Annotated in this window: 20 protein-coding genes; 13 read left to right on the forward strand and 7 right to left on the reverse strand. The window is 69.7% G+C overall.

Annotated features, from left to right (window positions below):
* Positions 1–78: 78 nt before the first annotated feature.
* Positions 79–2466: a DNA internalization-related competence protein ComEC/Rec2 gene (locus DES41_RS02325; RefSeq protein ID WP_114465499.1), complete on the reverse strand. Its 2388-nt coding sequence runs from the start codon at positions 2464–2466 to the stop codon at positions 79–81.
* 105 nt (positions 2467–2571) lie between these two features.
* Here DES41_RS02325 and DES41_RS02330 point away from each other — a divergent pair, with 105 nt between their 5' ends.
* The 6 genes from DES41_RS02330 to DES41_RS02355 all read left to right on the forward strand — a co-directional run bounded on the left by DES41_RS02330 (position 2572) and on the right by DES41_RS02355 (position 12967).
* Positions 2572–6114, forward strand: coding sequence for a transglutaminase family protein (locus DES41_RS02330; RefSeq protein ID WP_114465500.1), 3543 nt, complete (start codon positions 2572–2574; stop codon positions 6112–6114).
* A gap of 73 nt (positions 6115–6187) precedes the next feature.
* Complete coding sequence (locus DES41_RS02335) at positions 6188–8809, forward strand: circularly permuted type 2 ATP-grasp protein (RefSeq protein WP_114465501.1); 2622 nt, start codon at positions 6188–6190, stop codon at positions 8807–8809.
* A 10-nt stretch (positions 8810–8819) separates the two neighbouring features.
* Positions 8820–9836, forward strand: coding sequence for a transglutaminase family protein (locus DES41_RS02340; protein ID WP_114465502.1), 1017 nt, complete (start codon positions 8820–8822; stop codon positions 9834–9836).
* Between the two features lie 4 nt (positions 9837–9840).
* Positions 9841–10296 carry a RidA family protein gene (locus DES41_RS02345; RefSeq protein ID WP_114465504.1) on the forward strand — a complete coding sequence of 152 codons (456 nt, stop codon included), beginning with the start codon at positions 9841–9843 and terminating at the stop codon, positions 10294–10296.
* Positions 10293–10994, forward strand: coding sequence for an SDR family oxidoreductase (locus DES41_RS02350; protein ID WP_114465506.1), 702 nt, complete (start codon positions 10293–10295; stop codon positions 10992–10994). Before DES41_RS02345 ends, DES41_RS02350 begins: the two co-directional genes overlap by 4 nt.
* Before the next feature lie 65 nt (positions 10995–11059).
* Complete coding sequence (locus DES41_RS02355; RefSeq protein ID WP_114465508.1) at positions 11060–12967, forward strand: PhoX family protein; 1908 nt, start codon at positions 11060–11062, stop codon at positions 12965–12967.
* A 42-nt stretch (positions 12968–13009) separates the two neighbouring features.
* Here DES41_RS02355 and parC read toward each other — a convergent pair whose 3' ends face one another.
* The 3 genes from parC to DES41_RS02370 all read right to left on the reverse strand — a co-directional run bounded on the left by parC (position 13010) and on the right by DES41_RS02370 (position 18258).
* Entirely contained in the window at positions 13010–15409 is a 2400-nt protein-coding gene (gene parC, locus DES41_RS02360; RefSeq protein ID WP_114465510.1) for a DNA topoisomerase IV subunit A, read from the reverse strand.
* A gap of 69 nt (positions 15410–15478) precedes the next feature.
* Positions 15479–16279, reverse strand: coding sequence for a lytic transglycosylase domain-containing protein (locus tag DES41_RS02365; protein WP_114465512.1), 801 nt, complete (start codon positions 16277–16279; stop codon positions 15479–15481).
* Positions 16279–18258: a DNA topoisomerase IV subunit B gene (locus DES41_RS02370; protein ID WP_114465514.1), complete on the reverse strand. Its 1980-nt coding sequence runs from the start codon at positions 18256–18258 to the stop codon at positions 16279–16281. The genes DES41_RS02365 and DES41_RS02370 overlap by 1 nt, the downstream gene beginning before the upstream one ends.
* Before the next feature lie 103 nt (positions 18259–18361).
* Here DES41_RS02370 and DES41_RS02375 point away from each other — a divergent pair, with 103 nt between their 5' ends.
* From DES41_RS02375 to DES41_RS02395, 6 genes are read left to right on the forward strand one after another with little or no spacing between them, the layout of a single operon-like run.
* Entirely contained in the window at positions 18362–19585 is a 1224-nt protein-coding gene (locus tag DES41_RS02375; RefSeq protein WP_114465516.1) for an MFS transporter, read from the forward strand.
* Positions 19582–19704, forward strand: a complete 123-nt coding sequence (locus DES41_RS39520) for a hypothetical protein (RefSeq protein ID WP_281277155.1) — start codon at positions 19582–19584, stop codon at positions 19702–19704. The genes DES41_RS02375 and DES41_RS39520 overlap by 4 nt, the downstream gene beginning before the upstream one ends.
* Positions 19701–20267, forward strand: a complete 567-nt coding sequence (locus tag DES41_RS02380; RefSeq protein ID WP_114465517.1) for a class I SAM-dependent methyltransferase — start codon at positions 19701–19703, stop codon at positions 20265–20267. Before DES41_RS39520 ends, DES41_RS02380 begins: the two co-directional genes overlap by 4 nt.
* Before the next feature lie 59 nt (positions 20268–20326).
* The gene (dapA, locus tag DES41_RS02385) at positions 20327–21211 is read left to right on the forward strand and encodes a 4-hydroxy-tetrahydrodipicolinate synthase (protein ID WP_114465519.1); all 885 of its coding nucleotides are present in this window, start codon (positions 20327–20329) and stop codon (positions 21209–21211) included.
* A 38-nt stretch (positions 21212–21249) separates the two neighbouring features.
* The gene (gene bamC / locus DES41_RS02390; protein ID WP_114465521.1) at positions 21250–22341 is read left to right on the forward strand and encodes an outer membrane protein assembly factor BamC; all 1092 of its coding nucleotides are present in this window, start codon (positions 21250–21252) and stop codon (positions 22339–22341) included.
* A gap of 15 nt (positions 22342–22356) precedes the next feature.
* Positions 22357–23133: an MBL fold metallo-hydrolase gene (locus DES41_RS02395; protein ID WP_114465523.1), complete on the forward strand. Its 777-nt coding sequence runs from the start codon at positions 22357–22359 to the stop codon at positions 23131–23133.
* Between the two features lie 60 nt (positions 23134–23193).
* On the opposite strand, the gene DES41_RS02400 is transcribed toward DES41_RS02395, so the two are convergent.
* From DES41_RS02400 to DES41_RS02410, 3 genes are all read right to left on the reverse strand, one after another.
* Positions 23194–23550 (reverse strand): hypothetical protein, encoded by a 357-nt coding sequence (locus tag DES41_RS02400; protein WP_114465525.1) that lies wholly within the window; start codon positions 23548–23550, stop codon positions 23194–23196.
* Between the two features lie 163 nt (positions 23551–23713).
* Complete coding sequence (locus DES41_RS02405; RefSeq protein WP_114465527.1) at positions 23714–24214, reverse strand: hypothetical protein; 501 nt, start codon at positions 24212–24214, stop codon at positions 23714–23716.
* Positions 24207–25334: a cupin domain-containing protein gene (locus tag DES41_RS02410; protein WP_114465529.1), complete on the reverse strand. Its 1128-nt coding sequence runs from the start codon at positions 25332–25334 to the stop codon at positions 24207–24209. Before DES41_RS02410 ends, DES41_RS02405 begins: the two co-directional genes overlap by 8 nt.
* Before the next feature lie 68 nt (positions 25335–25402).
* Here DES41_RS02410 and DES41_RS02415 point away from each other — a divergent pair, with 68 nt between their 5' ends.
* Positions 25403–25927, forward strand: a complete 525-nt coding sequence (locus tag DES41_RS02415; RefSeq protein ID WP_114465530.1) for an FKBP-type peptidyl-prolyl cis-trans isomerase — start codon at positions 25403–25405, stop codon at positions 25925–25927.
* The last annotated feature ends 11 nt before the right edge of the window (positions 25928–25938 follow it).

The raw sequence follows: 25938 nt of genomic DNA on the forward strand, positions 1-25938 counted from the left end.
GACCAATCTCCTGTACGGAGAATAGCAAGTTGCAAGCCAGAGACGGGCGGCGCCGGACGCGGCTTTAAAAAAAAACCTTCACGGCTGGTGGTACCAGTAGCGCGGCTGCTGGGCCCGCGCGCAGTCCACATGCCCGGGGTCGTCGCTGCGCCACTGCGCCGCACCGCAGGCAGGCGAGCCCACCACGTTGGCGCCATGCGCCTGCAGGCGCTGGACGACCTCGGGCGCGGGATGGCCGAAACGGTTGCGGTAGCCCGCCTGCACCAAAGCGAGGCGCGGCGCCACCGCACGCAGCAGCGCTGTGCTGGACGAGGTTTTGCTGCCGTGGTGGGGCACCAGCAGCAGGTCGGCCTGCAACACAGCGCCGCTGGCCACCAGCTGCTGCTCCTGCGCGTGCTCGATGTCACCGGCCAGCAACACGGCGCGCCCCTGCGCTGCCACACGCAGCACGCAGCTGACGGTGTTTGGCTTGGCATCGCGGGCGGCGCCCGCGGGTGGATGCAGCACCTCGAAGCGCACGCCATCCCACTCCCACTGCTGCCCGGCCACGCAAGGCGTCACGGGATGGCGGGCCGCGAGGGCATGGCCTTCGGGCAAGGAGGCCAGCAGCACAGCCTGCGGCTGGGCTGCCAGCACGGTCGCGGCACCGCCGCTGTGGTCGCTGTCGGCATGGCTCACGACCACGGTGTCGAGCCGCTCGCCCAGCGCCCGCAGCAGCGGCACCAGCACGCGGTGGCCGACATCGCTGTCCTGCCCATGGCGCGGGCCGGTGTCGAACAGCAGGCTGTGGCGGGCCGTGCGCACCAGCACGGCATTGCCTTGCCCGATGTCGGCGGCCAGCAGGTCGAACGCACCCGGCACTGGCCGCGCCGGCTGCCAGAACAAAGCCGGCAGCAGCAGCGGCAGGCCCAGCAGCCGAACACCCAGCGGCAGCCGCAGGACCAGCAGCACCGCGCCCAGCAAGGCCGCGGCGCCGAGCGGCAAGGGCACGGCCGCGTGCGAGAGGCTGGCCAGCGGCCATTGCGCGAGCCAGCCGAGCACGGTCAGCATCGCGCTGGTGGCCATGGCTGCCAGGTCCCACAGCGGCGCGAAGGCAACGCCCAACAGCGCGAGCGGCGTCAGCACCAGGGTGACCCATGGAATGGCCAGCAGGTTGGCCACCAGCCCCACGAGCGAGATCTGCTGGAACAGCATCAGCGACAGCGGCGCCAGCGCCACCGTCACGATGGCCTGCTCGCGGAGCAGGCGCTGCACGCGCGCCCATGCGCCCTGCGCCATTGGCCCCGCATCGCTGGCGAACAGCACGCCGACCGCGACGAAGCTGAGCCAGAACCCGGCCTGCAGCAGCGCCCACGGATCGAGCACCAGCACCGCGAGCCCGGCCAGGGCCCAGACCAGCGACCAGGGCCACTGCCGGCCCGCCAGGCGCAGCAGCGCAACCGCCGCAAGCATCACGAGCGTGCGCTGCGCCGGCACGCCCCAGCCGCTGAACAAGGCGTAGGCCGCGGCCAGCGCCACGCCGCCCACCAGGCCCGCATGCGGGGCCGGGCACCACAGGCTCGCGGCCCAACCCAGCCGGTCCAGCCGCCGCCAGCCCCAGCCGACCAGCGCCGTGGCGAGCCAGGCGAACATCGTCACGTGCAGGCCCGACACGCTGAGCAGATGGCTGACGCCCGTGGCGCGAAACAGATCCCAGTCGGCCCGTTCCACCGCGCCCTGGTCGCCCATGGCCAGCGCGGCGACCACGCCGGCCCGTGCCGGCTCGGCGATGCGCGCGAAGATGGCGCTGCGCATGGCCTGGCGTGCACGTTCGACGGGATGCCGCCAGCCGCGCTCCAGCAGCTGCGGCGCCGCGTCCTTCGGCCCTGCTCTGACGTAGCCTGTGGCCTGCACGCCACGCTCCCACTGCCAGAGTTCGTAGTCGAAGCCATGGGGATTGCGCTGGCCGTGCGGTGCACGCAGCCGCGCCTGCAGCGACCAGCGGTCGCCGGCCAGCAGATCCACAGCACGCTGCGGCACACCGTCCAGGCTGCCGCGGTACCAGGAGAGCTCCACGCGCGGCGGCACGCGCACGGCCGCGCCGTCCAGCTCTGCCGCCTCCACGTCCAGCAGCAGGCGCAGGACCAGGTCGCCGGGCTGCGGCATGGCGGCCACGCGGCCCGTGAGCAGCAGGTCGCGCCCTTCCAGTGCAGGCGGCAATGCCTGCGCTTCGAATGCCAGCGCACGCAGGCCCACCGAGCCGAAGCCCAGTGCCGCCGCGCCCAGCACAGCCAGCAGCGGCGCGGTCCACCGCCGAAAGCGCCAACCGAACCAGCCCAGCATGCACCCGAGCAGGCACAGCCCGGCGTAGGGCCAGGCCACCCACAGCCCGGGCTGCTGCAGCTGTGCGGCGGTGCCGAGCACGCAACCGATGCAGCTGGCCAGCCAGGGGCCGGTCCGTGACGCCTCCACCGCCTCTTCGGTCATATGCCCTCACTCGACTGCCAAGTGCTGGCCACTGGCTCGTCTCTTGCTAGTATCCGGCACCGGTCGCGAGGGCCATGGTCGTTACATCCAGAGCAAGAGACACAGATGTCCACACACGCAGCGCTGAACCACATCTCCCACTACCGCTATGACCGCCCCGTGCAGTTGGGGCCGCAAGTGATCCGTCTGCGGCCAGCACCGCATTGCCGCAGCAACATCATTGCGTATTCGCTGAAGGTCGAGCCCGCCAACCATTTCGTCAATTGGCAGCAGGATCCGTTCGCGAACTACCAGGCGCGCCTGGTGTTCCCGGAAAAAACGACCGAGTTCAAGGTCACGGTCGACCTCGTCGTGGAGATGGCCGTCTACAACCCGTTCGACTTCTTCCTGGAGCCGGCGGCCGAGAATTTCCCGTTCGCCTACAGCGAAGAGGTCAAGGAAGAGCTGGCGCCCTATCTCGCGCTCGACCCGGTCACGCCGCTCGTCGCCGAGTACCTGACCAAGATCGACCGCAGCGAGCAGCGCACCATCGATTTCCTGGTCAAGATCAACCAGCAGGTGGCCAGCGACATCCGCTATCTGATCCGCATGGAGCCCGGCGTGCAGACGCCCGAGGAGACGCTGACGGCGGCCAGCGGCTCGTGCCGCGACTCGGGCTGGCTGCTGGTGCAGCTGCTGCGCCGCTGCGGCCTGGCGGCGCGCTTCGTCTCGGGCTACCTGATCCAGCTCACGCCCGACGTGAAGGCCCTCGACGGCCCGAGCGGCACCGACCACGACTTCACCGACCTGCACGCCTGGTGCGAGGTCTACCTGCCCGGTGCGGGCTGGATCGGCCTGGACGCCACCTCTGGCCTGTTGGCCGGCGAGGGCCACATCCCGCTGGCCTGCACGCCGCAGCCCTCGGGCGCCGCGCCCATCGAAGGCCTGGTGGACGACGCCGAGGTGACGTTCGAGCACCACATGGGCATCTCGCGCATCTACGAATCGCCGCGCGTGACCAAGCCCTACACCGAGGAGCAATGGGCGCAGGTGCTGGCCCTGGGCCAGCAGGTCGATGCCGAACTGGTGGCCGGCGACGTGCGCCTGACCATGGGCGGAGAACCCACCTTCGTGGCCACCAGCGACCGCGACGCAGCCGAGTGGAACACCGACGCGCTGGGCCCGACCAAGCGTGGCTACGCCACCGAGCTCGTGCACAAGCTGCGCGACGAGTACGGCCGTGGCGGCTTCCTGCACTTCGGCCAGGGCAAGTGGTATCCGGGCGAGCAACTGCCGCGCTGGGCGCTGTCGATCTTCTGGCGTGCCGATGGCCAGCCGAGCTGGCGCAACCCGGCGCTGTTCGCCGACGAGCGCGACGCCGCTGACTACAGCAGCGAGGACGCGCGCCGTTTCACGTCGCTGCTGGCCTCCAAGCTGAACCTGGCCGACAGCTTCATCGAGCCCGGCTACGAGGATGTTTTCTACTACCTGTGGCGCGAGCGCCGGCTGCCTGTCAACGTCGATCCGTTCGACACGCGGCTGGACGACGAGCTCGAACGCGCCCGGCTGCGCCGCGTGTTCGAGCAGAAGCTCGATGCCGTGATCGGTTACGTGCTGCCGCTGCAGGTGGGTGAAGGCCCCAGCGTGGCAGGCAACCGCTGGACCACTGGCCCCTGGTTCTTCCGCGACGAGCGCATGTACCTGATGCCGGGCGACTCGCCGATGGGCTACCGCCTGCCGCTCGATTCGCTGCCCTGGGTCAGCAAGGGCGAGTACCCCTACTTCCACGAGCGCGACCCGATGGACCCGCGCGGCCCGCTGCCGGCCGGTGAAGCCCTGCGCGCCAGCTATGCGGCAGCCCTGGGAGCGCAGGGCCACGGCAGCGCCGGCGCGGCCCATGCCGCATCCGCCGCTGCAGCTGCAGCCCCTGCCAGCGCCGACCCGGCCCGCTTCGTCAGCACGGCCGACCGCCCCGCCGAAGCCGCCCGCAAGCTGCAGGACCGCCGCCTGGGCGAGGCCGCCGCCGCGGACACCCTGCAGACCGAGCCGGCCAGCTTCCTGCGCAGCCCGGACCGCTTCGAGTCGGCGCACTGGATCACCCGCACCGCGCTGTGCGTGGAGGCGCGCGACCCGCGCCGTGCCAGCGGCCCCAAGGCCGAGCGCGTCGGCACCAAGTCCGGCCACCTCTACGTGTTCATGCCGCCACTGGCGCGGCTGGAAGACTACCTGGACCTGCTGGCCGCCGTCGAGGCCACGGCCGAGGAGCTCGGCGTGAAGATCGTGCTGGAAGGCTATCCGCCGCCGCGCGACGCACGCCTGAAGATGCTGCAGGTCACGCCCGATCCCGGCGTGATCGAGGTCAACATCCACCCGGCGCACAACTGGGGCGACCTGGTCCAGCACACCGAGTTCCTGTACCAGGCCGCGTTCGAGACGCGCCTGTCGGCCGAAAAGTTCATGACCGACGGCCGCCACACCGGCACCGGCGGCGGCAACCACTTCGTGCTGGGCGGCGCCACACCGGCAGACAGCCCCTTCCTGCGCCGGCCCGAGCTGCTGGCCAGCCTGCTGCTGTACTGGCACAACCACCCCTCGCTGTCCTACCTGTTCTCGGGCATGTTCATCGGCCCGACCAGCCAGGCACCGCGCGTGGACGAAGCCCGCAACGACCAGCTCTACGAGCTGGAGATCGCGCTGCGCGAGATCACGCGCAACCGCGAGGTCTACGGGCAGGACATGCCGCCCTGGCTGGTGGACCGCACGCTGCGCAACGTGCTGATCGACGTGACGGGCAACACCCACCGCAGCGAGTTCTGCATCGACAAGATGTACTCGCCCGACACCAGCACCGGCCGCCTGGGCCTGCTGGAACTGCGCGCATTCGAGATGCCGCCCCACGCCCGCATGAGCATCGCCCAGCAGCTGCTGCTGCGCGCGTTGATCGCCCGCTTCTGGAACGCGCCCTACCAGGCGCCCGCCACGCGCTGGGGCACCGAACTGCACGACCGCTTCCTGCTGCCGACCTTCGTCAAGATGGACTTCGACGATGTGATTCGCGAGATGCGCGAAGCCGGCTACGCGTTCGACAGTTCCTGGTTCGCGCCGCACCTGGAATTCCGCTTCCCCATCGTCGGCCAGGTGCAGACCCACAGCATCGAACTCACGCTGCGCAATGCGCTGGAGCCCTGGCACGTGATGGGCGAGGAAGGTGCGCCCGGCGGCACCGCGCGCTATGTCGATTCCTCCCTGGAACGCATCGAGGTGCGCGTGACCGGCCTCAACGAGAGCCGCTACGTCGTCACCTGCAACGGCCGCGCGCTGGCCATGCAGCCCACCGGCGTGAAAGGCGAGTACGTCTCCGGCGTGCGCTACCGCGCCTGGAACCCACCGTCGGCGCTGCACCCTACCATCGGCGTGCACACGCCGTTGGTGTTCGACATCGTCGACACCTGGATGAAGCGCTCGCTGGGCGGCTGCCAGTACCACGTGGCGCACCCGGGTGGCCGCAACTACGACACCTTCCCGGTCAACTCGTACGAGGCCGAAAGCCGGCGCCTGTCGCGCTTCTTCCCCCTCGGCCATACGCCGGGCACGATGGTGGTGCCCCCCGCCACCATCAACGTTCCCGGCAGCCGCGAGTTCCCGTTCACGCTGGACCTGCGCCGCTGAACGCGGGGCCACCGGCGACTGTGGCGTGTATGCAGCATCCCGGCGGTGACCGGGATGTGACAATGCCGCTGACGTGGACCAAGCAAGCAACAACCTTTTCGACGGGCAGGGACAGGAAAGCCCAGCCGGGCTCGCGTCTTCGCTGGCCCGGCCGGCCATGCCCGGCCACTACGACGAGCTGCGCGGCCGGGTGCGCCCGGCCGGGGACAGCGCCGGGCGCGACAACGCGGCCCGGCCGCCGCTGACGGCCGACTGGACCGCCTTCTTCGAGCTGCTGGGGCGCGACGGCTTCGCCGACCTGGAGCGCCGCACCGCGCTGATGCGCCGCCAACTGCGCGACAACGGCGTCACCTACAACGTCTACGCCGACGCCGCCAACCCGCAGCGGCCCTGGTCGCTGGACCTGTTCCCCATGCTGGTCAGCCCAGACAGCTGGCGCCAGATCGAGGCCGGCGTGCTGCAGCGCGTGCGCGTGCTCGACAGCGTCATGGCCGATGTGTACGGCCCGCAGCGCCTCTTGGCCAAGGGCCTGCTGCCGCCTGCCCTGGTGCAGGGCCACCCGGGCTACCTGCGCGCCATGCACGGCTGCGAGCCGCTGGCCGGCACGCACCTGCACATCACGGCCTACGACCTCGCCCATGGCGCAGACGGCAACTGGTGGGTGGTCTCGCAGCGCACCCAGGCACCCTCGGGCCTGGGCTACCTGCTGGAAAACCGGCTGGCGATCTCGCGGCTGTTTCCAGAGGCCTTCGAGTCGCTGCACGTGCAACGCCTGGCCGCCACCTACAGCGCCATGGTGGAGGGCATCAAGCGCATGAGCCCGGCCGGGGCCGATGCCCACATCGCGCTGCTGACGCCCGGCCCCTACAACGAGACCTACTTCGAGCAGGCCTACCTGGCACGCTACCTGGGCATCACGCTGGTCGAGGGCAGCGATCTCACGGTGCGCGACCAGCACCTGTACCTGCGCACGCTCAAGGGCCTGGAGCCCGTGCACGGCCTCATCAAACGGCTGGACGACCAGTACCTCGACCCGCTGGAGCTGCGGCCCGATTCGCGCCTGGGCGTACCCGGCTTGCTGCAGGCCATCCGCGCCGGCAACGTGCTGGTGGCCAATGCACCGGGCTCGGCCTTCCTGGAATCGCCCGCGCTGCTGGGCTTTTTGCCGGCGCTGGCGCGGCACCTGCTGGGCGAGGAGTTGCAACTGCCGGCCGTTCCGACCTGGTGGTGCGGCGAGCGTGCCGCCATGGAAGCCGCCCTGCCCGACCTGGCCCGCTGCGTGATCAAGCCCACCTATGGCGACAGCGGTGGGTCGGTGCCGTTCGATGCCGTGCTGGGCAACGCGCTGTCGCGCCGCCAGCTCGACGAATGGGCGGGCCGCATCGTGCGCCAGGGCGACGAGCACACCGTGCAGACCTACATGCCGCTGTCGCAGATGCCGACCTGGAGCAGTGGCGCGGGCTACCCGCCGCGCATCGCACCGCGCTCGGTCATGTTGCGCGTGTTCGCGGTGTCCGACGGCCCACGTTCCTGGCGTGTGCTGCCCGGTGGCCTGGCACGGATGGTCAGCGCGCACCACAGCATCGCCTCCATGCAGCGCGGCGGCAGCAGCGCCGATGTCTGGGTGCGCACCGAGGGCGAGGTCGACCGCACCACGCTGCTGCACCAGCAGCAGTCGCCCGCGGCCGTGGTGCGCCGCCGGCGCCTGGTCACCAGCCGCGCTGCGGAAAACCTGTTCTGGCTCGGCCGCTACGCCGAGCGCTCGGAGAACACGCTGCGGCTGGCGCGCGTGACGCTGTCTGCACTGAACGGCGAGGACCAATCGCTGGCGCCGCTGTTGGCCTGGCTGTACGACATGTGCAAGAGCTTCGCGCTGGTGCTGCCGGCCGTGCCCTCGCCCATTCAGGCGCGCCGGGTGTTCGAGCGCTCGCTGATCGCCGGCCTGGGCGACACCGAGAAGGTGCAGAGCGTGGGCTACAACCTGCGGTCCACGCGCTTTGCCGCCTCGGCCGTGCGCGAGCGGCTCTCGCAGGAGCACTGGAACGTCATCGTGCAGGCCGAGGAAGACCTGCTGGCGCGCTGCACCGAAGCCACGCGCAGCGGCGACTTCTCCGCGCTGGAGGCGATGCGCCTGCTGGAAACCACCAGCACCGCCACCGCCGCCATGACCGGCGCGCAGACCGACCGCATGACGCGCGACGACGGCTGGCGGCTGCTGTCCATCGGCCGGCATGTGGAGCGGCTGGGCTTCCTGTCCTCCGCCCTGGCGCGTGCGCTGTCCAGCGGCGCCACCGCAACCACCGGCGGCTTCGAGTCCGTGCTCTCGCTCTTCGACAGCAGCATCACCTTCCACTCCCAATACCAGCAGGGCCGTGAACTGCCGGCCTTGCTCGACCTGCTGGTGCTGGACCGCGACAACCCGCGTTCGCTCGGCTGGGTCGCCCACACGCTGGCCGGCCGCCTGGCCAAGCTGGCGGGCGAGGCCAAGGTGCAGGACACACCGCTGGCGCGCGAGGTGCTGCAGCCTGCCCGCTGGTCGCTCGAGGAGATCTGCGCCGTCGATGGGGAAGGCAAGCACGCCGACCTGCTCAAGCGGCTGGAAGGCTGCGTGCAGTCGGCCTACGACATCTCCGACGCCGTCGGCGCCATCTACTTCACGCACTCGCGCGACGCCAAGACCAGTGTGGGTGCCTAAGGGCAGACGCATGCGACTGCAAGTCATCCACGAGACGCGCTACGACTACACGCCTGCCGTGGAAACGGCACAGCATGTCGCGCACCTGCAGCCGCGCGACACGGCCAGCCAGCGGCTGTTGCAGCACCGCCTGGTGGTCACGCCCGAACCGGACGAACTGCGCACGGGCCGCGACGTGTTCGGCAACATGCGCAGCTTCTTCGCCCTGCAGACCGGCCACGATGAACTGCGCGTGGTGGCCGACAGCGTCGTCGAGACGCAGGTGCCGCTGCGCCCGGCCAGCCCGCTCGGCTGGGAACAGGTGCGCGACCGCTTCCGCTACCGCGCCGGCAGCGCCTACGACGCCGCGTCCGAGTACCTGTTCCCCTCGCCCTACGTGCCGCGCCATGCCGATTTCATGGACTATGTGCGGCCCAGCTTCACACCGGGCGCGCCGCTGCTGGCGGCTGCCGACGACCTGATGCGGCGCATCCACCGCGATTTCGAGTACGCGTCGGAGAGCACCGAGATCAATACCCCGGCGGTCGAAGCCCTGGCTCAGCGCAAGGGCGTGTGCCAGGATTTCGCCCACATCATGGTGGCCTGCCTGCGCATGCTGGGCCTGCCGGCGCGCTACGTGTCGGGCTACCTGCTCACGCAGCCGCCTCCCGGCCAGCCACGGCTGGTCGGCGCCGACGCATCGCACGCCTGGGTCTCGCTGTACGTGCCCGACGTGGCGGACCACGATGGCTGGTACGACTTCGACCCGACCAACGACCGCGCGCCCGGCGAAGACTATGTGACGCTGGCCGTGGGCCGCGACTTTTCCGACGTCTCGCCGATGCGCGGCGTCATCCATGGCGGGGCCCGCCACATCCTGCACGTGGGCGTGACGGTGGCCCCCCTGCCGGAACCAGGCGAGGCCGAAGGCGACGGCCCGAGCCCGAGCCCGAGCCCGAGCCCGAGCCAGAGCCAGAGCCAGAGCCAGAGCCAAAGCCAAAGCCAAAGCCAAAGCCAAAGCCAAAGCCAAAGCCAACATCAGGAGTGAACCCATGAGCATCCACGACAAACTGAAACAACTGGGCATCGAACTGCCTCCCGTGTCCACCCCGGCCGCAGCCTACGTGCCCTTCGTGCAGACCGGCAAGCTGGTGTTCCTGTCGGGCCACCTGGCCAAGAAGGATGGCAAGGTCTGGGTCGGCCAACTCGGCAAGAACGTGACGACCGAGGAAGGCAAGGCCGCCGCGCGCGCCGTCGCCATCGATCTGCTGGGCACATTGCAGGCGGCCACGGGCGACCTGTCCAAGGTCAAGCGCATCGTCAAGCTCATGAGCCTGGTGAACTCCACCCCCGATTTCACCGAGCAGCATCTGGTCACCAACGGCTGCAGCGAACTGCTGGGCGAACTGTTCGGCCCGGCCGGCGCGCATGCGCGCAGCGCCTTCGGCGTGGCGCAGATCCCGATGGGCTCCTGCGTCGAGATCGAGCTGATCGCGGAGGTGGAATGACCCAGCGCACAGCCATCGTGACTGCTGGCGGCAGCGGCATGGGCGCAGCCGCGGCGCGTGCGCTGGCAGCGGCGGGCTATGGCGTCGCCATCCTGTCCTCGTCCGGCAAGGGCGAGGCACTGGCGGCCGAACTCGGCGGTATCGGCGTGACGGGCTCCAACCAGTCCGACGCCGACCTCGGCCGCCTCGTCGATGCCACGCTGGCGCGCTGGGGCCGCATCGACGCCGTGGTCAACAGCGCCGGCCACGGCCCCAAGGGCGATCTGCTGGCCATCACGGACGCCGACTGGCACCTGGGCATGGAGTTCTACCTGCTCAACGTGGTGCGCATCGCGCGGCTGGTGACGCCGCAGATGCAGCAGCAACAAGGCGGCTCCATCGTCAACATCTCGACCTACGCCACCTTCGAGCCCGAGGCCGCGTTCCCGACGTCCGGCGTGTTCCGCGCCGGCCTGGCCAGTTTCGCCAAGCTCTATGCCGACCGCTATGCGGCCGACGGCATCCGCATGAACAACGTGCTGCCGGGCTACATCGACAGCCTGCCCGAGAAAGAGGAGCGGCGCGCGCGCATCCCCATGGGCCGCTATGGCACGTCGGAAGAAGTGGGCGAGCTGATCGCCTTCCTGGCGGGAGACAAATCCGGCTACATCACGGGCCAGAACATCCGCATCGACGGCGGCATCACGCGCGCCGTGTGACTGTCACCAGAGCGTCACCGTGACCGGGCAGTGTTCCGGGGTTTCCCACCACACCCCAGAACACCATGCCGAAGGACTTCTCCACGATGGAGGACAGCAACCGCTGTCCCAACCCCAGCATCCACGACGTCAGCCAGCCCTCGCGCCGCACGCTGCTGCGCGGCGCGGCGGCCTCGGCCTTTCTCGCCCCCCTGGCCGGCCTGGGCCTTGCGGGCTGCGCCACCACCGGCGGCGGTGCCACGGGCACGGCGCTCGGGTTCAAGGGCCTGCCGATCTCCAACGCCGACACCATCACCGTGCCCGAGGGCTACACCGCCCAGGTGATCGCGCCCTGGGGCGACCCAGTCGGTCTGTCGGGTGAGATGCCTGCCTACAAGGCCGACGCCACCAACAGCGCGGCCGAGCAGGAGGCGCAGTTCGGCATGCACCACGACGGCATCCACTTCTACGCGCAGAGCGCGACCTCGGGCCTCCTGGTCATGAACCACGAGTACACCGACGACGGCCTGCTGCACGCGGGCGGCATGGCCAGCTGGACGGCCGAGAAGGTGCGCAAGGCCCAGGCCGCCCATGGCGTCAGCGTCTGCGAGGTCGCTCTCGCGGACGGCCTTTGGCGTGTGGTGCAGCCATCGCCCTGGGCCCGCCGCATCACGGCGCGCACGCCCATGGCAGTGACTGGGCCGGCCGCCGGCCACGCCATGCTCAAGACGGCTGCCGACCCCAGCGGCCGGCGCGTGCTGGGCACCTTCAACAACTGCGGCAGCGGCATCACGCCCTGGGGCACCTACCTGACCTGCGAAGAGAACTTCATCAACTACTTCAAGGGCCCGGACCAGCCCGACGCCCACCAGGCACGCTGGGGCCTGCGCAAGGGCGACCCGGCCGGCTACCGCTGGCACGAGCACGACGAGCGCTTCGACGCCGGCAAGCACCCGAACGAGCCCAACCGCCACGGCTGGGTGGTCGAGATCGACCCGTCCAACCCGAGCAGCACGCCCGTCAAGCGCACGGCCCTGGGCCGCGCAGCGCACGAGGGCGCCACCGTGGCCGTCACGCGCGACGGCCGTGCCGTGGTCTACATGGGCGAGGACTCGCGCTTCGAGTACATCTACAAGTTCGTGAGCGCCGGCCGCATCCAGAGCGGCGGCGCCGCTGCCAACGCCACGCTGCTCGACACCGGCACGCTGTACGTGGCGCGCTTCGACGCCGACGGCCGCGGCCGCTGGATCGCGCTGACCCATGGCGAAGGCGCATTGACCGCCGCCAACGGCTTCGCCGACCAGGGCGAGGTGCTCATCAAGAGCCGCCAGGCCAGCGACCGCCTGGGCGCGACGAAGATGGACCGGCCCGAATGGATCGCAGTGGACAGGCAAGGCTGGGTCTACTGCACGCTGACCAACAACAGCAACCGCGCCGGCAAGGACCAGCCGGGCGTGGATGCGGCCAACCCGCGGGCCAACAACGGCATGGGGCACATCATCCGCTGGAAGGAAGACGGCGACCACGACGGCCTGGCGTTCCAGTGGAACCACTTCGTGCTGGCCGGCGACCCGCTCAACGAGCGCGCCGAGGCCAAGGGCAATGTGCAGGGCGATGCCTTCGCCTGCCCCGACGGGCTGTGGGTCGATGCGCGCGGCGTGCTGTGGATCCAGACCGACATGTCGACCTCGGCCATGGGCAAGGGCGAACTGGCCGGCCTGGCGCACAACATGATGCTGGCGGCCGACCCGGCCACGGGCCAGATCCGGCGCTTCCTGACGGGCCCGGCCGGCTGCGAGATCACGGGCGCCACCGGCACCCCGGACGGCCGCACCATGTTCATCAACATCCAGCACCCGGGCGAGAGCCCGAGCGAGCGCAGCGACCCGCAAGCGCCCACGCGCTTTTCGAACTGGCCGGACAAGGGCGCCAACCGGCCGCGCTCGGCCACCGTGGTGATCCGCCGCGTGGACGGTGGCGTGATCGGGGCCTGAGTCCCTGCTGGACGGGCCGCGGCCTGCACCGGCCGCGGCTGCTTACTCGACGCGGAGAACCGTCACGGGCTTGAAGCCCAGGTCCGTGCTCTTGCCCTTGCGGCCACGCAGCGCGCGCGCGTTGTTGAGCGAGCGGATCTCCAGCTGCTCCTCGCGCGCCTTGCCGCCGCGGCCGATGCCCTCGATGCGGATGCTGCGCGTATAGGCCACCGCACCGGCCAGTGCATCCTTGGGTTCGAGGTCCATCAGCATGAGGCCGCGGCCGCCCTTCTCCATCGCCTTGAGTTCGGCGATCTCGAAGGTCAGGATGCGGCCGCCGGTAGAGGCGCAGGCCACGTGCGTGGCCGGGGCCAGCGTGAGACCCTGGGCCACGCCGGAGGCATGCGAAGGCCGGCACAGCGACTCGCCCTCGCCCACGCTGACGAAGCTCTTGCCGCCGCGCTGGCGCGACAGCATGCTCTCCACCGTCGCCAGGAAACCATAGCCGCCCGAGCTCGACAGCAGCAGCTGGGCGCTGGCCGGGCCGGCGAAGAAATGCGCGAGCTGCGTGCCGCTTTCCAGTTCGATCAGCGAGCTGCACGGCGTGCCGTCGCCGCGCGCACCCGGCAGCGCCGACACCGCCACGGTGTAGATGCGGCCGTTGCTGCCGAACACCAGCAAATGGTCCACGCTGCGGCACTCGAAGGCCGCGTACAAGGTGTCGCCCGACTTGAAGCTGTACTCGGCGGGCGTGGCCCGGTCCCTGGCCCAGCCCTTCTGCGCCCGCACCCAGCCCTTCTGCGAAACGACCACGGTGACGGGTTCGTCGACGACGCGCACCTCGGCCACGGCGCGCTTCTCGGCCTGGATCAGCGTGCGGCGGGCGTCGGCGAAGGTCTTGGCGTCGGCCTCGATCTCCTTGACCATGAGGCGGCGCAGGGAGGCCGGGTTGGCCAGGATGTCCTCGAGCCGGCCCTGCTCCTCGCGCAGTTCCTTGAGCTCCTGCTCGATCTTGATGGCTTCGAGCCGCGCCAATTGGCGCAGCCGGATCTCCAGGATGTCCTCGGCCTGCCGGTCGGAGAGGTTGAAGCGCGCGATCAGCGCGGCCTTCGGATCGTCCGACTGGCGGATGATGGCGATGACTTCGTCGATGTTGAGCAGCACCAGCTGCCGGCCTTCGAGGATGTGGATGCGGTCCAGCACCTTGTCCAGCCGGAACTGGGAGCGCCGCTGCACCGTGGTCTGGCGGAAGGCGACCCACTCTTCGAGCAGTTGGCGCAGCGACTTCTGCACAGGCCGGCCGTCCAGGCCCACGCCGGTCAGGTTGATGGGCGCGCTGGTTTCCAGGCTGGTGTGGGCCAGGAGCGCACCGATCAGTTCAGGCTGGGCGATGCGGCTGGTCTTGGGCTCGAACACCAGGCGCACGGCGGCGTCCTTGCTGGATTCGTCGCGCACCACGTCGAGCACGGCCAGCATGCTGGCCTTGAGCTGCTGCTGCTCCTGGCTCAGCGTCTTCTTGCCGGCCTTGACCTGCGGATTGGTCAGCGCCTCGATCTCCTCCAGCACGCGCTGGTTGCTGACGCCGGGCGGCAGCTCGGTCACCACCAGTTGCCACTGGCCGCGCGCGAGTTCCTCGATCTTCCAGCGCGCGCGCACCTTGAGCGAGCCCCGGCCGGTGCGGTAGGCGTCGGCAATGTCGCTGGCCGCGCTGATGATCTGGCCACCGCCCGCGTAGTCGGGGCCGGGCAGGATCTGCAGCAGTTCCTCGTCGCTGATCTTGGGGTTCTTGATCAGCGCCACGCAGGCGTCGGCCACCTCGCGCAGGTTGTGGCTCGGGATCTCGGTGGCCAAGCCCACCGCGATGCCGCTCGCGCCGTTCAGCAGCGTGAACGGCAGGCGCGCGGGCAGCTGGCGCGGCTCCTCCGTCGAGCCGTCGTAGTTGGGCACGAAGTCGACCGTGCCTTCGTCGATCTCTTCCAGGAGCAAGCGCGTGATGCGCGCCAGCCGCGCCTCGGTGTAGCGCATGGCCGCCGCGCCGTCGCCGTCGCGGCTGCCGAAGTTGCCCTGGCCATCGATCAGCGGGTAGCGCTGGCTGAAGTCCTGCGCCATGCGCACCAGCGCGTCGTAGGCGGCCTGGTCGCCGTGCGGGTGGAATCGGCCGAGCACGTCGCCGACCACGCGCGCGCTCTTGACGGGCTTGGCGCCGACCGTGCCGTTGGCACCGCCGAAGCCCAGGCCCATGCGCGACATGGAATACAGGATGCGGCGCTGCACCGGCTTCTGGCCGTCGCAGACGTCGGGCAGCGCACGGCCCTTGACCACGCTCATCGCGTATTCGAGGTAGGCGCGCTGGGCGTAGCGGCCCAGGTCGAGCGCGTCGTCGCCCTCGCCATCGGCGGGACCGCCCGTGCCGGGCCCCTGCGGGGGCAGGTTGGAATCGTCCAGGATCGAAGAATCTGTCATGTTGCAAGAAGAAAGGCGTGCGGCAGACCGACTGCCGCCGAAGTCGCCGGCGCGGGCCGGCTCAGGACATCAGGGCTGTTGCGCGAGCTGCGTGGTGGCGTCGCCCACGGGGGCGCGGCCGCGCAGTTCCACGCGCACGCGGTGCTGCGGCACCTGCAGCCGACGGCTTTCCGCAGGCGGCTTGAGCCCCTGGTAGAGCCGGGTGACGGTGCGCACGTAGTCCTGCGTTTCCTTGTAGTTCGGGATCCGGTTGCCGGCCTTCTGCACGGCGCCTTCGCCGGCGTTGTAGGAGGCCAGCGCCAGGTCGAGCTGGCCCGGGAACAGGTCGAGCAGGAAGCGCAGGTAGCGCGTGCCGATGCCGATGTTGGTCTTGGGGTCGGTGAGCTTGGTCTCGATCGGCGCTTTCGCGTCGCCCACCACGCCGTAGCGCTCGGCGGTGGCCGGCATGATCTGCATGAGGCCGACGGCGCCCTTGGGCGAGACGGCCGTCCGGTCGAAACCCGACTCGGCCACGATCAGCGCCTGCAGCAGCTCGATCTCGATGCCGTGCCGGGCCGCGGCCGCGCGCAGATGCGGCAAGACCTGTTTGTAGGTCGGCGAGACTTCGAAGAAGTTCTGCAGCTTGAGCGGCAGCGCGGGCCGTTCCTCGGCCGGCGGGTTGAAGGCGCCGATGCCGCTTCGGGTGTCGAAGCTGTCGTCACCCTTGTAGAACAGTGCGTAGCGCTCGTCGACCTGGGTGCTTGCGAAATGGGCCACGCCACGCGCATCGATGAAACCCCAGACATCCGCGTGCGACAGTGCCGGCCACAGCGTGGTCGCCAGGGCCAGGGTCGCCAGCAGTGCCTTCCAGTTCCGTCGTGCGCGTGTCATCAGATGTCCACCTCGACTGCGTCGCCATGCAATTCCATCAACTCGCGACGGGATGCGGCTTCGCCCTTGCCCATGAGCTTGGTGATCAGCTGCTCGGTGCCCGTGAAGTCCACGGCCCCGAGCTGCACCGGCAGCAGGCGCCGCGTGTCGGGGTTGAGCGTGGTGTCCCACAGCTGCTCCGCACTCATCTCGCCCAGGCCCTTGAACCGGCTGATGGTCCAGCTGCCCTCGCGTACGCCTTCCTTGCGCAGTTTATCGAGGATGGCGGTCAATTCGCCAGCGTCCAACGCGTAGGTCTTGGACGCCGGCTTCTTGCCGCGGGCCGGTGCATCGACGCGGAACAGCGGCGGGCGCGCCACGAACACGTGGCCGGCCTCGATCAGCTTGGGGAAGTGGCGAAAGAACAGCGTGAGCAGCAACACCTGGATGTGCGAGCCGTCCACGTCGGCGTCGGCCAGGATGCAGATCTTGCCGTAGCGCAGGCCCGACATGTCCGGGCTGTCGTTGGGGCCGTGCGGGTCCACGCCGACGGCGACCGAGATATCGTGGATCTCGGTGTTGGCGAACAGCCGGTCGCGCTCGACCTCCCAGGTGTTCAGCACCTTGCCGCGCAGCGGCAGCACCGCCTGGCATTCCTTGTCGCGGCCCATCTTGGCGCTGCCGCCGGCCGAATCGCCCTCGACCAGGAACACCTCGTTGTGCGAGATGTCGCGGCTCTCGCAGTCGGTCAGCTTGCCGGGCAGCACGGCCACGCCCGAGCCCTTGCGCTTCTCGACCTTCTGGCCGGCGCGCTGGCGCGTCTGTGCGGCGCGGATGGCCAGTTCGGCCAGCTTCTTGCCGTAGTCCACATGCTGGTTCAGCCACAGCTCGAGCGCCGGGCGCACGAAGCTGGCCACCAGGCGCACGGCGTCGCGCGAGTTCAGCCGCTCCTTGATCTGGCCCTGGAACTGCGGGTCCAGCACCTTGGCCGACAGCACATAGCTGGCGCGCGCGAACACGTCCTCGGGCAGCAGCTTGACGCCCTTGGGCAGCAGCGAGTGCAGTTCGATGAAGCTCTTGACGGCCGTGAACAGGCCCTCGCGCAGGCCGGCCTCGTGCGTGCCACCGGCACTGGTCGGGATGAGGTTGACATAGCTCTCGCGCACCACATGGCCGTCCTCGGTGAAGGCCACCGACCACTGCGCGCCCTCGCCCTCGGCGAAGGTCTCGTTGCTGTCGGCATAGCCCTCGCCCTCGAACAGCGGGATCACGGGGTCGGCGTTGAGCGTCTGCGAGAGGTAGTCGGTGAGGCCGCCCTTGTACTGCCAGGTCTGGCTGTCCCGGGTCTTCTCGACCGTCAGCGAGACGGTGACGCCGGGCATCAGCACGGCCTTGCTGCGCAGCAGGTGGGCCAGCTCCTGCATGGGCAGGGCGTCGCTGTCGAAGTACTTGGCGTCGGGCCACACGCGCACCGAGGTGCCGGTGCGCCGGTCGCCCTCGCCGGCCTTGCGCAGCACCAGCGGCTCGGCCACGTCGCCATCGGCGAACACCAGGCGGGCCACCTGGCCTTCGCGGTGGCTCGTCACCTCCAGCCGCTTGGCCAGTGCGTTGGTGACGGACACGCCGACACCGTGCAGGCCGCCCGAGAAGCTGTAGGCGCCGCCCTTGCCCTTGTCGAACTTGCCGCCCGCGTGCAGGCGTGTGAAGACCAGTTCGATGACGGGCGCCTTCTCTTCGGGGTGCATGCCGAAGGGGATGCCGCGGCCGTCATCGTCGATGCCGACGGAGCCATCGGCGAACAGCGTGACGCGGATGCGCTTGCCATGGCCGGCGAGCGCCTCGTCGGCCGCGTTGTCCAGCACTTCCTGGACCACGTGCAGCGGGTTGTCGGTGCGCGTGTACATGCCGGGCCGCTGCTTGACGGGCTCCAGGCCTTTCAGAACTCGGATGGAGGCTTCGCCGTACTGTGGCTGTGCCTTAGCGGAGGGTTGGGTTGCCATGGCGCGGGATTGTAGGGTCGTCCATTGGCATCACTGGATGCAATTACAGACGGAGCGCCTGGGCGACGGCAAGGGTCAAGCAAATTCACTACAGTGCGCGCCCATGACAAGTACAACGAAGACAACCCTTCCGCTCGCCCGCATCCTGATCTGCGGCGGCCTGATCGTGACGCTGTCCATGGGTATTCGCCACGGCTTCGGCCTGTGGCTGCAGCCCATCACGCAGGCCAACGACTGGACGCGCGAGGCCTTCGCGCTGGCCATCGCGGTGCAGAACATCTCGTGGGGCATCGCCGGCATCTTCGCGGGCATGGCGGCCGACCGCTTCGGCGCCTTCCGTGTGCTGCTGGTCTGCGCGGCGCTCTATGCGGCGGGCCTGGTCGGCATGGCGCACGCCACCACGCCGCTGATGTTCTCGCTGACCACCGGCGTGCTGCTCGGCATGGCCCAGGCCGGCACCACGTACGCGGTGATCTTCGGCGTGATCGGGCGCAACGTGTCGGCCGAACGGCGCTCCTGGGCGATGGGCATCGCGGCCGCCGCGGGCTCGTTCGGCCAGTTCCTGATGGTGCCGGTGGAGGGCTTCCTGATCGCGCGCTTCGGCTGGCAGGAGGCGCTGGTGATCCTGGGCGCCGCCGCGCTGCTGATCGTGCCGCTGGCGTTCGCGTTGCGCGAACCCGGTTTCTCCGGCAGCACGCCCGCCAAGCGCGACCAGAGCATCGGCCAGGCGCTGACGGAAGCCTTCAAGTACCCCAGCTTCCAGTTGCTCATGGCGGGCTACTTCGTCTGCGGCTTCCAGGTCGTCTTCATCGGCGTGCACCTGCCCAGCTACCTCAAGGACCACGGGCTGTCGCCCCAGGTGGCCAGCTATGCGCTGGCATTGGTCGGCCTGTTCAACGTGTTCGGCACCTACATCGCGGGCACGCTGGGCCAGCGCATGCCGAAGAAGAACATCCTGTCCTTCATCTACTTCGCACGCGCCGTGGTCATCACCGTGTTCGTGATGGCGCCGCTCACACCCACGAGCGTGTACCTGTTCGCCGCCACCATGGGCCTGCTGTGGCTGTCCACCGTGCCGCCGACCACGGCCGCCGTGGCCTCGATCTTCGGCATCCAGCATCTGTCGATGCTGGGCGGCTTCGTGTTCTTCTCGCACCAGATCGGCTCCTTCCTGGGCGTGTGGCTGGGCGGCTACCTCTACGACCGCACCGGCAGCTACGACGTGGTCTGGATGATCACGATCGCGCTCGGCGTGTTCGCCGGCCTCGTGAACCTGCCGGTCAAGGAAGCTGCAATCCAGCGCGGCGCGGCGCTGAAGGCCACATGAACACGCTCCGGCTCCTGGGCTGGGCCGCCGCGCTGGCGGCCTTGGGCGGCGTGTTCATGCTGTACCTGCAGCCCGAGTTCATGGTCGGGCTGGCCAACCAGGTCTGGGCCTGCTTTTGAGCACCGTCGGCCCCCCCGCGCCGCTCCACCCGCCATCCGCCTGGGTGCAGCGCTGGGCGCAGCTGGTGCGCCCCGGTGGCCGGGTGCTGGACCTGGCCTGCGGCCCGGGCCGCCATGCCTACTGGCTGCACGCGCAAGGCTTCAGCGTGACGGCGGTCGACCGCTCGCCCGAGGCGCTGGCCAGCCTGGCGCCGCTGGCCGCAGCGGGCGCCGAGGTGCTGCGGGCCGAGCTGGAGGACGGCCCCTGGCCGCTGGCGGGCCGCCAGTTCGACGCCGTGGTCGTCACCAACTACCTGTGGCGCCCGCGCCTGGCCGATGCCGTGGCTGCCGTCGGCCCGGGCGGCGTGCTGGTCTACGAGACCTTCGCGCTGGGCAACGAGAGCGTCGGCCGGCCGGCGCGGCCCGAGTTCCTGCTGCGACCGGGTGAGCTGCTGCAGGCGGCCGCCGGACTGCGGGTCGTGGCCTATGAAGACGGCTTCCTGGAAGAGCATCCGCGCTTCGTCCAGCGCATCGCGGCGGTGCGTGAACAGCCTGCGGAACTCCCGGTGCGGCACCGGCTCTGACCCCTTCCCAGCCAGACCGGCTGGGTAGAATGCGCGTTTTTCCGATTCAGACTGCGGACATGACCCCCATTACCGGCAGCATCGTCGCCCTCGTCACTCCCATGCTGGAAGACGGCAGTGTGGACTACCCGACGCTGCGCAAGCTGATCGACTGGCACATCGCCGAAGGCACGGACTGCATCGGCGTTGTGGGTACGACCGGCGAGTCGCCGACGGTCAACGTCGAAGAGCACTGCGAGATCATCCGCGTCTCGGTCGAGCAGGCCAAGGGCCGTGTGCCCATCATGGCCGGCTGCGGTGCCAACTCCACGTCGGAAGCCATCGAGCTGGCGCGCTTCGCCAAGAAGGTCGGCGCCGACTGCCAGCTGCAGGTCGTGCCCTACTACAACAAGCCGACGCAGGAAGGCCAGTACCAGCACTTCAAGGCCATTGCCGAAGCCGTCGGCGACCTGCCCACCGTGCTGTACAACGTGCCCGGCCGCACCGTGGCCGATATGGCGCACGACACCGTGCTGCGCCTGGCCCAGGTGCCCGGCATCGTCGGCATCAAGGAAGCCACGGGCAACATCGAGCGCGCACAGTGGCTCATCCGCGACGTGCCCAAGGGCTTTGCCATCTACTCGGGCGACGACCCGACCGCCGTGGCGCTGATGCTGTGCGGCGGCCAGGGCAACGTGAGCGTGACGGCCAACATCGCGCCGCGGCTCATGCATGAACTTTGCGTGGCAGCCATCGCCGGCAACGCCCGTGGCGCCATGGAGATCCAGCGCAAGCTGCTGCCCGTGCACAAGCACCTCTTCGTCGAAGCCAACCCCATCCCACTGAAGTGGGCCATGGCCCGCATGGGTCTGTGTGGCGGCACCATGCGGCTGCCGATGACCCCACTGGCCCAGAACAACGAAGCCGTCGTCGAAGCGGCATTGCGCGCCAGCGGCCTTCTTTGAGCCGCCGGCGCCCCGGTCTTTCTACAGGAATCCCGTCCGTGAAATTTCCCGCTCGATTGGCGCTGCTCGCGCTGTCCCTGGCGCTTGGCGCCTGCTCGGTGCTCGAAGGCAGCAAGATCGATTACAAAAGCGCCGGCAAGGCGCCCACGCTGGAGGTGCCACCGGATCTCACGCAGCTCAGCCGCGACAGCCGCTATGTCGTGCCCGGCAGCACCGTGTCGGCCAATGCCTACCAGACCACCCAGCCGCAACAGCAGGCTGGCGTGCCGATCGCGGCCAGCCAGATCGGCGACGTGCGCATCGAACGCGACGGCAACACGCGCTGGCTGGTGTTGAGCCGCGCGCCGGACGAAAAGCTCTGGGAACAGGTGCGCGACTTCTGGCAGGAGAACGGCTTCCTGCTCACGATCGACCAGCGCAACCTGGGCATCATGGAAACCGACTGGGCCGAGAACCGCGCCAAGCTGCCGCAGGACTTCATCCGCAGCACGCTGGGCAAGGTGCTGGACTCGGTCTACTCGACCGGTGAGCGCGACCGCTTCCGCACGCGCATCGAGCGCACGGCCACGGGCGCTGAAGTCTTCATCAGCCACCGCGGCATGATCGAGGTCTACCCCGACACCAACGCGCGCGACCGCACCGTCTGGCAGCCGCGCGCCGTCGACCCGGAGCTCGAGGCCGAGTTCCTGCGCCGCCTGCTGGTCAAGCTCGGTAGCCGCGACGAGCAGGTCAAGGCTGCCGCCGTGTCCGAAACCACCGTGCGCTCGACCACCCGCGTGGCCAGCGTCAACAACCAGCCCGTGGTGCAGATGGACGACGGCTTCGACCGCGCCTGGCGCCGTGTCGGCCTGGCGCTGGACCGCACCGGCTTCACCGTGGAAGACCGCGACCGCAGCCAGGGCACCTACTTCGTGCGTTATGTGGCGCCGGACCCGAACAAGGCCGAGCCCGGCTTCTTCGGCAAGCTGTTCGGTGGTGGCTCCAAGACCGAGGCACCGCTCAAGTACCGCATCACCGTGCGCAGCCAGGGCGAGACGAGCACGGTGGCCGTGCTGGGTGCCGACGGCGGCCCGGCCAAGCAGGCCGATGCCCAGAACATCGTCAAGGTCATCGCCGACGACCTGCGCTGAGGGGCCCGCGCACAGATGCTGCGCTTCAAGAACCTGGGCAGCGGCAGCACGGGCAACGCCACCGTGGTGGAAGCCCGTGACGGCGGCCGGCCCAACCGCCTGTTGATCGACTGTGGCCTGGGCCCGCGGACGCTGGCCACGCGCCTCGGCCTCGCTGGCCTGGACATGGCCGACATCGACGCGATCTTCGTCACGCACGAGCACAGCGACCACATCGGCAGCGCGTGCAAGATCGCGCTGCGCCACCGCATCCCGCTGTGGATGAGCCACGGCACGCACCAGGCCATCGGCGCGCCCGACCTGGGCGACCTGCTGCACATCGCACGCGATGGCGACGCGGTCGACCTGGGGGCGCTGCAGTTTCGCCCCTTCACCGTGCCGCACGACGCACGCGAGCCGCTGCAGCTGCGCCTGTCCGACGGCGCCGCCTGCCTGGGCGTGCTGACCGACCTGGGCCATGCCACGCCGCACGTGCTGGCGCAGCTGGCCGGCTGCCGCGCCATGCTGCTGGAATGCAACCATGACCCGGAACTGCTGGCAGCCTCGGCCTACCCGTACTTCCTCAAGCGGCGCGTGGGCGGCACGCACGGCCATCTGGCCAACCCGCTGGCTGCGGGCATCGCCACGGCGCTGGCGGCGCAAGGGCTGCAGCAGATCGTCGCCGCCCACCTGAGCCGGCAGAACAACCGGCCCGACCTGGCGTTGGCCGCGCTGGCTGGCGCCGCAGGCTGCGGCGGCCTGGCGCTGGGCGTGGCCGATCCGGTCACGGGCACGGACTGGATCCAGGTCTAGGCACCACCCACCAACGAAAAAGCCACCTTGCGGTGGCTTTTTTGCAGGCTGCGAGGCAGCTTATTGCTTGGCAGCGCCCTTGGCTGCTTCGGCAGCGGCCTTGGCGGCATCGGAAGCAGCAGCGGCGGCGTCCTTGGCAGCTTCGGTGGCGTTGCCAACGGCAGCAGCGGCAGCGTCCTTGGCAGCTTCCGTGGCAGAGCCCACGGCCGAAGCGGCCGAGTTGGCAGCTGCAGAGGCGGCGCTGGCGGCGTCGGCAGCGGCGGAAGCAGCAGCTTCGGCCGGAGCGGCGGCGGGTGCAGGTGCGGGAGCCGGTGCTTCGACGGCCGGAGCGGGCGCGGGCGCCGGCTCTTCCCTCTTGCCGCATGCGGCCAGGGCAGCAGCGGCCATCAGAGCGGCCAGAACGAGTTTCTTGTTCATTGCATGAATCCTTTGTGTTCTCTGGAAAACAATCCTGAAGAGATGCAGTCCCGCCAGAAGAACAAGGGCCTGCAGCAACCGAGATGAAAGCACAAGGTCGCCTTCAGCTCAGCCTCCGATTATAGGCAGGGGGCTTTGTAAATAAGGTGTAAACCCTAGACCCTCACAAGCCCAGCACGGAGGCCGCCCATGCGGGCGTGCTGCGCCGCAGCGATTCGGCCAGCAGTTCCTGCGTCTGCACGCGCCGTGCGGCTTCCGGGCCGGCCCAGCCGGTGCAATGCACGGCGTCGAGCCGGCGCAGGCTCCAGTGCGAGCTCCACAGCGCGCTCGGGAAGTCCTGCCGGTCCGCGCTCTTGCAGGCGCGGCAGCTGACCAGGTGGTCCCATTGCGTGCGCCATTGCACGAAGCGGGCATGGCGCCGCTGCACTTCCTCGTAATCGGCTGCCAACATCACGAAGCGGCGGCCGGGCCGTGCCCAGGCCTGCAGCTCGGCGATCACGGCGCGCTCGCCGAGCGGCCAGTCGGCAAAGTCGGCATCGGCCAGGATCAACTCGGCCCAGCCGGCGCGCGCCGCCGCCTGCAGGCCTGCGCACAGCCACTCACGGAATTGCGCGCGGCCCTCGAAGCGGCCTTGCGGCAGTGCCGGCGTGGCGTCGTCAGCCATGCGGCTGCGGCTGCAGCCAGCCGTCCTCACACCACTGCGCCAACAGTGCGCGCGCGCCGTCGCTGGCGCTGGCCACCTCGCGCGCAGACAGGCCGCGCAGGTCCGCCAGGCGCTGCATGAGGCGCGCATCGCGGCCACCAGCGCGCCAGCTCTCGCCGTTGAGGTAGACATGTCCGGCGTCGTAGAGCATGCGGCTGCGCCGGTCCAGTGCAACGCCGCAGCCATCGGGCAGATCCGCCCCGTCGCCGAACCACACTTGGGCCTTGGGCTCGCTGAGTATCTCGCCCAGCGCGCAGTCCAGTGCGGCCGGATCGTCGAGCAGCGCACGCAAGGCATCGGCCGCGAAGGCGCGCACATCGGCTGGCACGGCAGCCGGCTGCGCCGTGGCCGGCTGCTTGGGGTCGCGGTACAGCGTGGCACCCAAGCCCTCCTCGGCCGTGTCGGCCAGGCGTTGCAGCAGTTCGCGTGCGATGCCGCCGCGGCTCGGCGCGCGAAAACCGATGGAATAGGTCATGCACTCACCGATGGCCACGCCGTCGTGCGCGTAGCGCGGCGGCAGGTAGAGCATGTCGCCCGGTTCCAGCACGTACTCCTCCTCGGGCTCGAACGCGGCCAGGATCTTGAGCGGCACGCCCTGCTGCAACTGGAAGTCGCGCTGGCGGCCGATGCGCCAACGGCGCTGGCCATGGGCCTGCAGCAGGAACACGTCGTAGCTGTCGAAGTGCGGGCCAACGCCGCCACCGTCCGTGGCGTAGCTGACCATGAGGTCGTCCAGCCGCGCATCGGGGACGAAGCGGAAGGCCTGCAGCAGCGCGTGAGCGGCGTCGCTGTGCAGATCCACGCCCTGCACCAGCAGCGACCACGCGCGCCGGCTCAGCGGCGGCAATGCGCGCCGCGCGAACGGGCCTTGCCGGAGCGTCCAGCCCTTGGGGCCTTGCTGCACCAGGCGCGACTCCACGCCCTCCTGCCCGGCCAGCGCAAACAGCGCGTTGCGTTCGAGCACAGCCTTGAAGCCGGGAATGGCGCCACGCACCAGCAGGGGCTTTTTCTGCCAGTGCTTGTGCATGAAGCGCTCGGGCGTGAGGCCGCCCAGCAGCGGCAGAGGTTGGGTGGTGTCCATCGGGTCCTGTGCAAAAACGCCATCGCCCCGCCGGCAAGTCGACGGGGCGAAGCTGCGACAATTCTTCCATGGAAATCATCCCCCAATGCGTCGTGGCGCTGACCTGGACCCTCAAGGACACGCTGGGCGAAGACCTGGACGTGCTGAGCGACCCCGTGGAATTCCTGGTCGGTGGCGACGATCTGCTGGCCAAGGTCGAAGAGGCCTTGCAAGGCCATGCGGCCGGCGACACGCTGCACCTGCACCTGGAGCCCGAGGAGGCCTTCGGCGACTTCAACGAGGAGTTGATCTTCCTGGAGCCGCGCGCGCTCTTCCCCGATGCGCTCGAGGAAGGCATGAGCTTCGAAGGCACGGCCCTGCCCGAGGGCCTGTCGGCCGCCATCCCGCGCAACCGCATGTACACCGTGACCGAGATCTACCCCGAGCACGTGGTGCTGGACGGCAACCACCCGTTGGCCGGCATCGCGCTGCGCCTGTCACTGACGGTCAACGCCGTGCGCGAGGCGACCGAGGACGAGATCGGCCGCGGCACCGCCGGCACGGGCTTCTTCAAGGTGCAGGTGCCGGTGGCCGGCAACGACACCCTGCACTGAGCGGCTGCAAC

This window comes from Pseudorhodoferax soli, from assembly GCF_003337555.1.
In the GTDB taxonomy this organism is placed as follows: Bacteria; Pseudomonadota; Gammaproteobacteria; order Burkholderiales; family Burkholderiaceae_C; genus Pseudorhodoferax; species Pseudorhodoferax soli.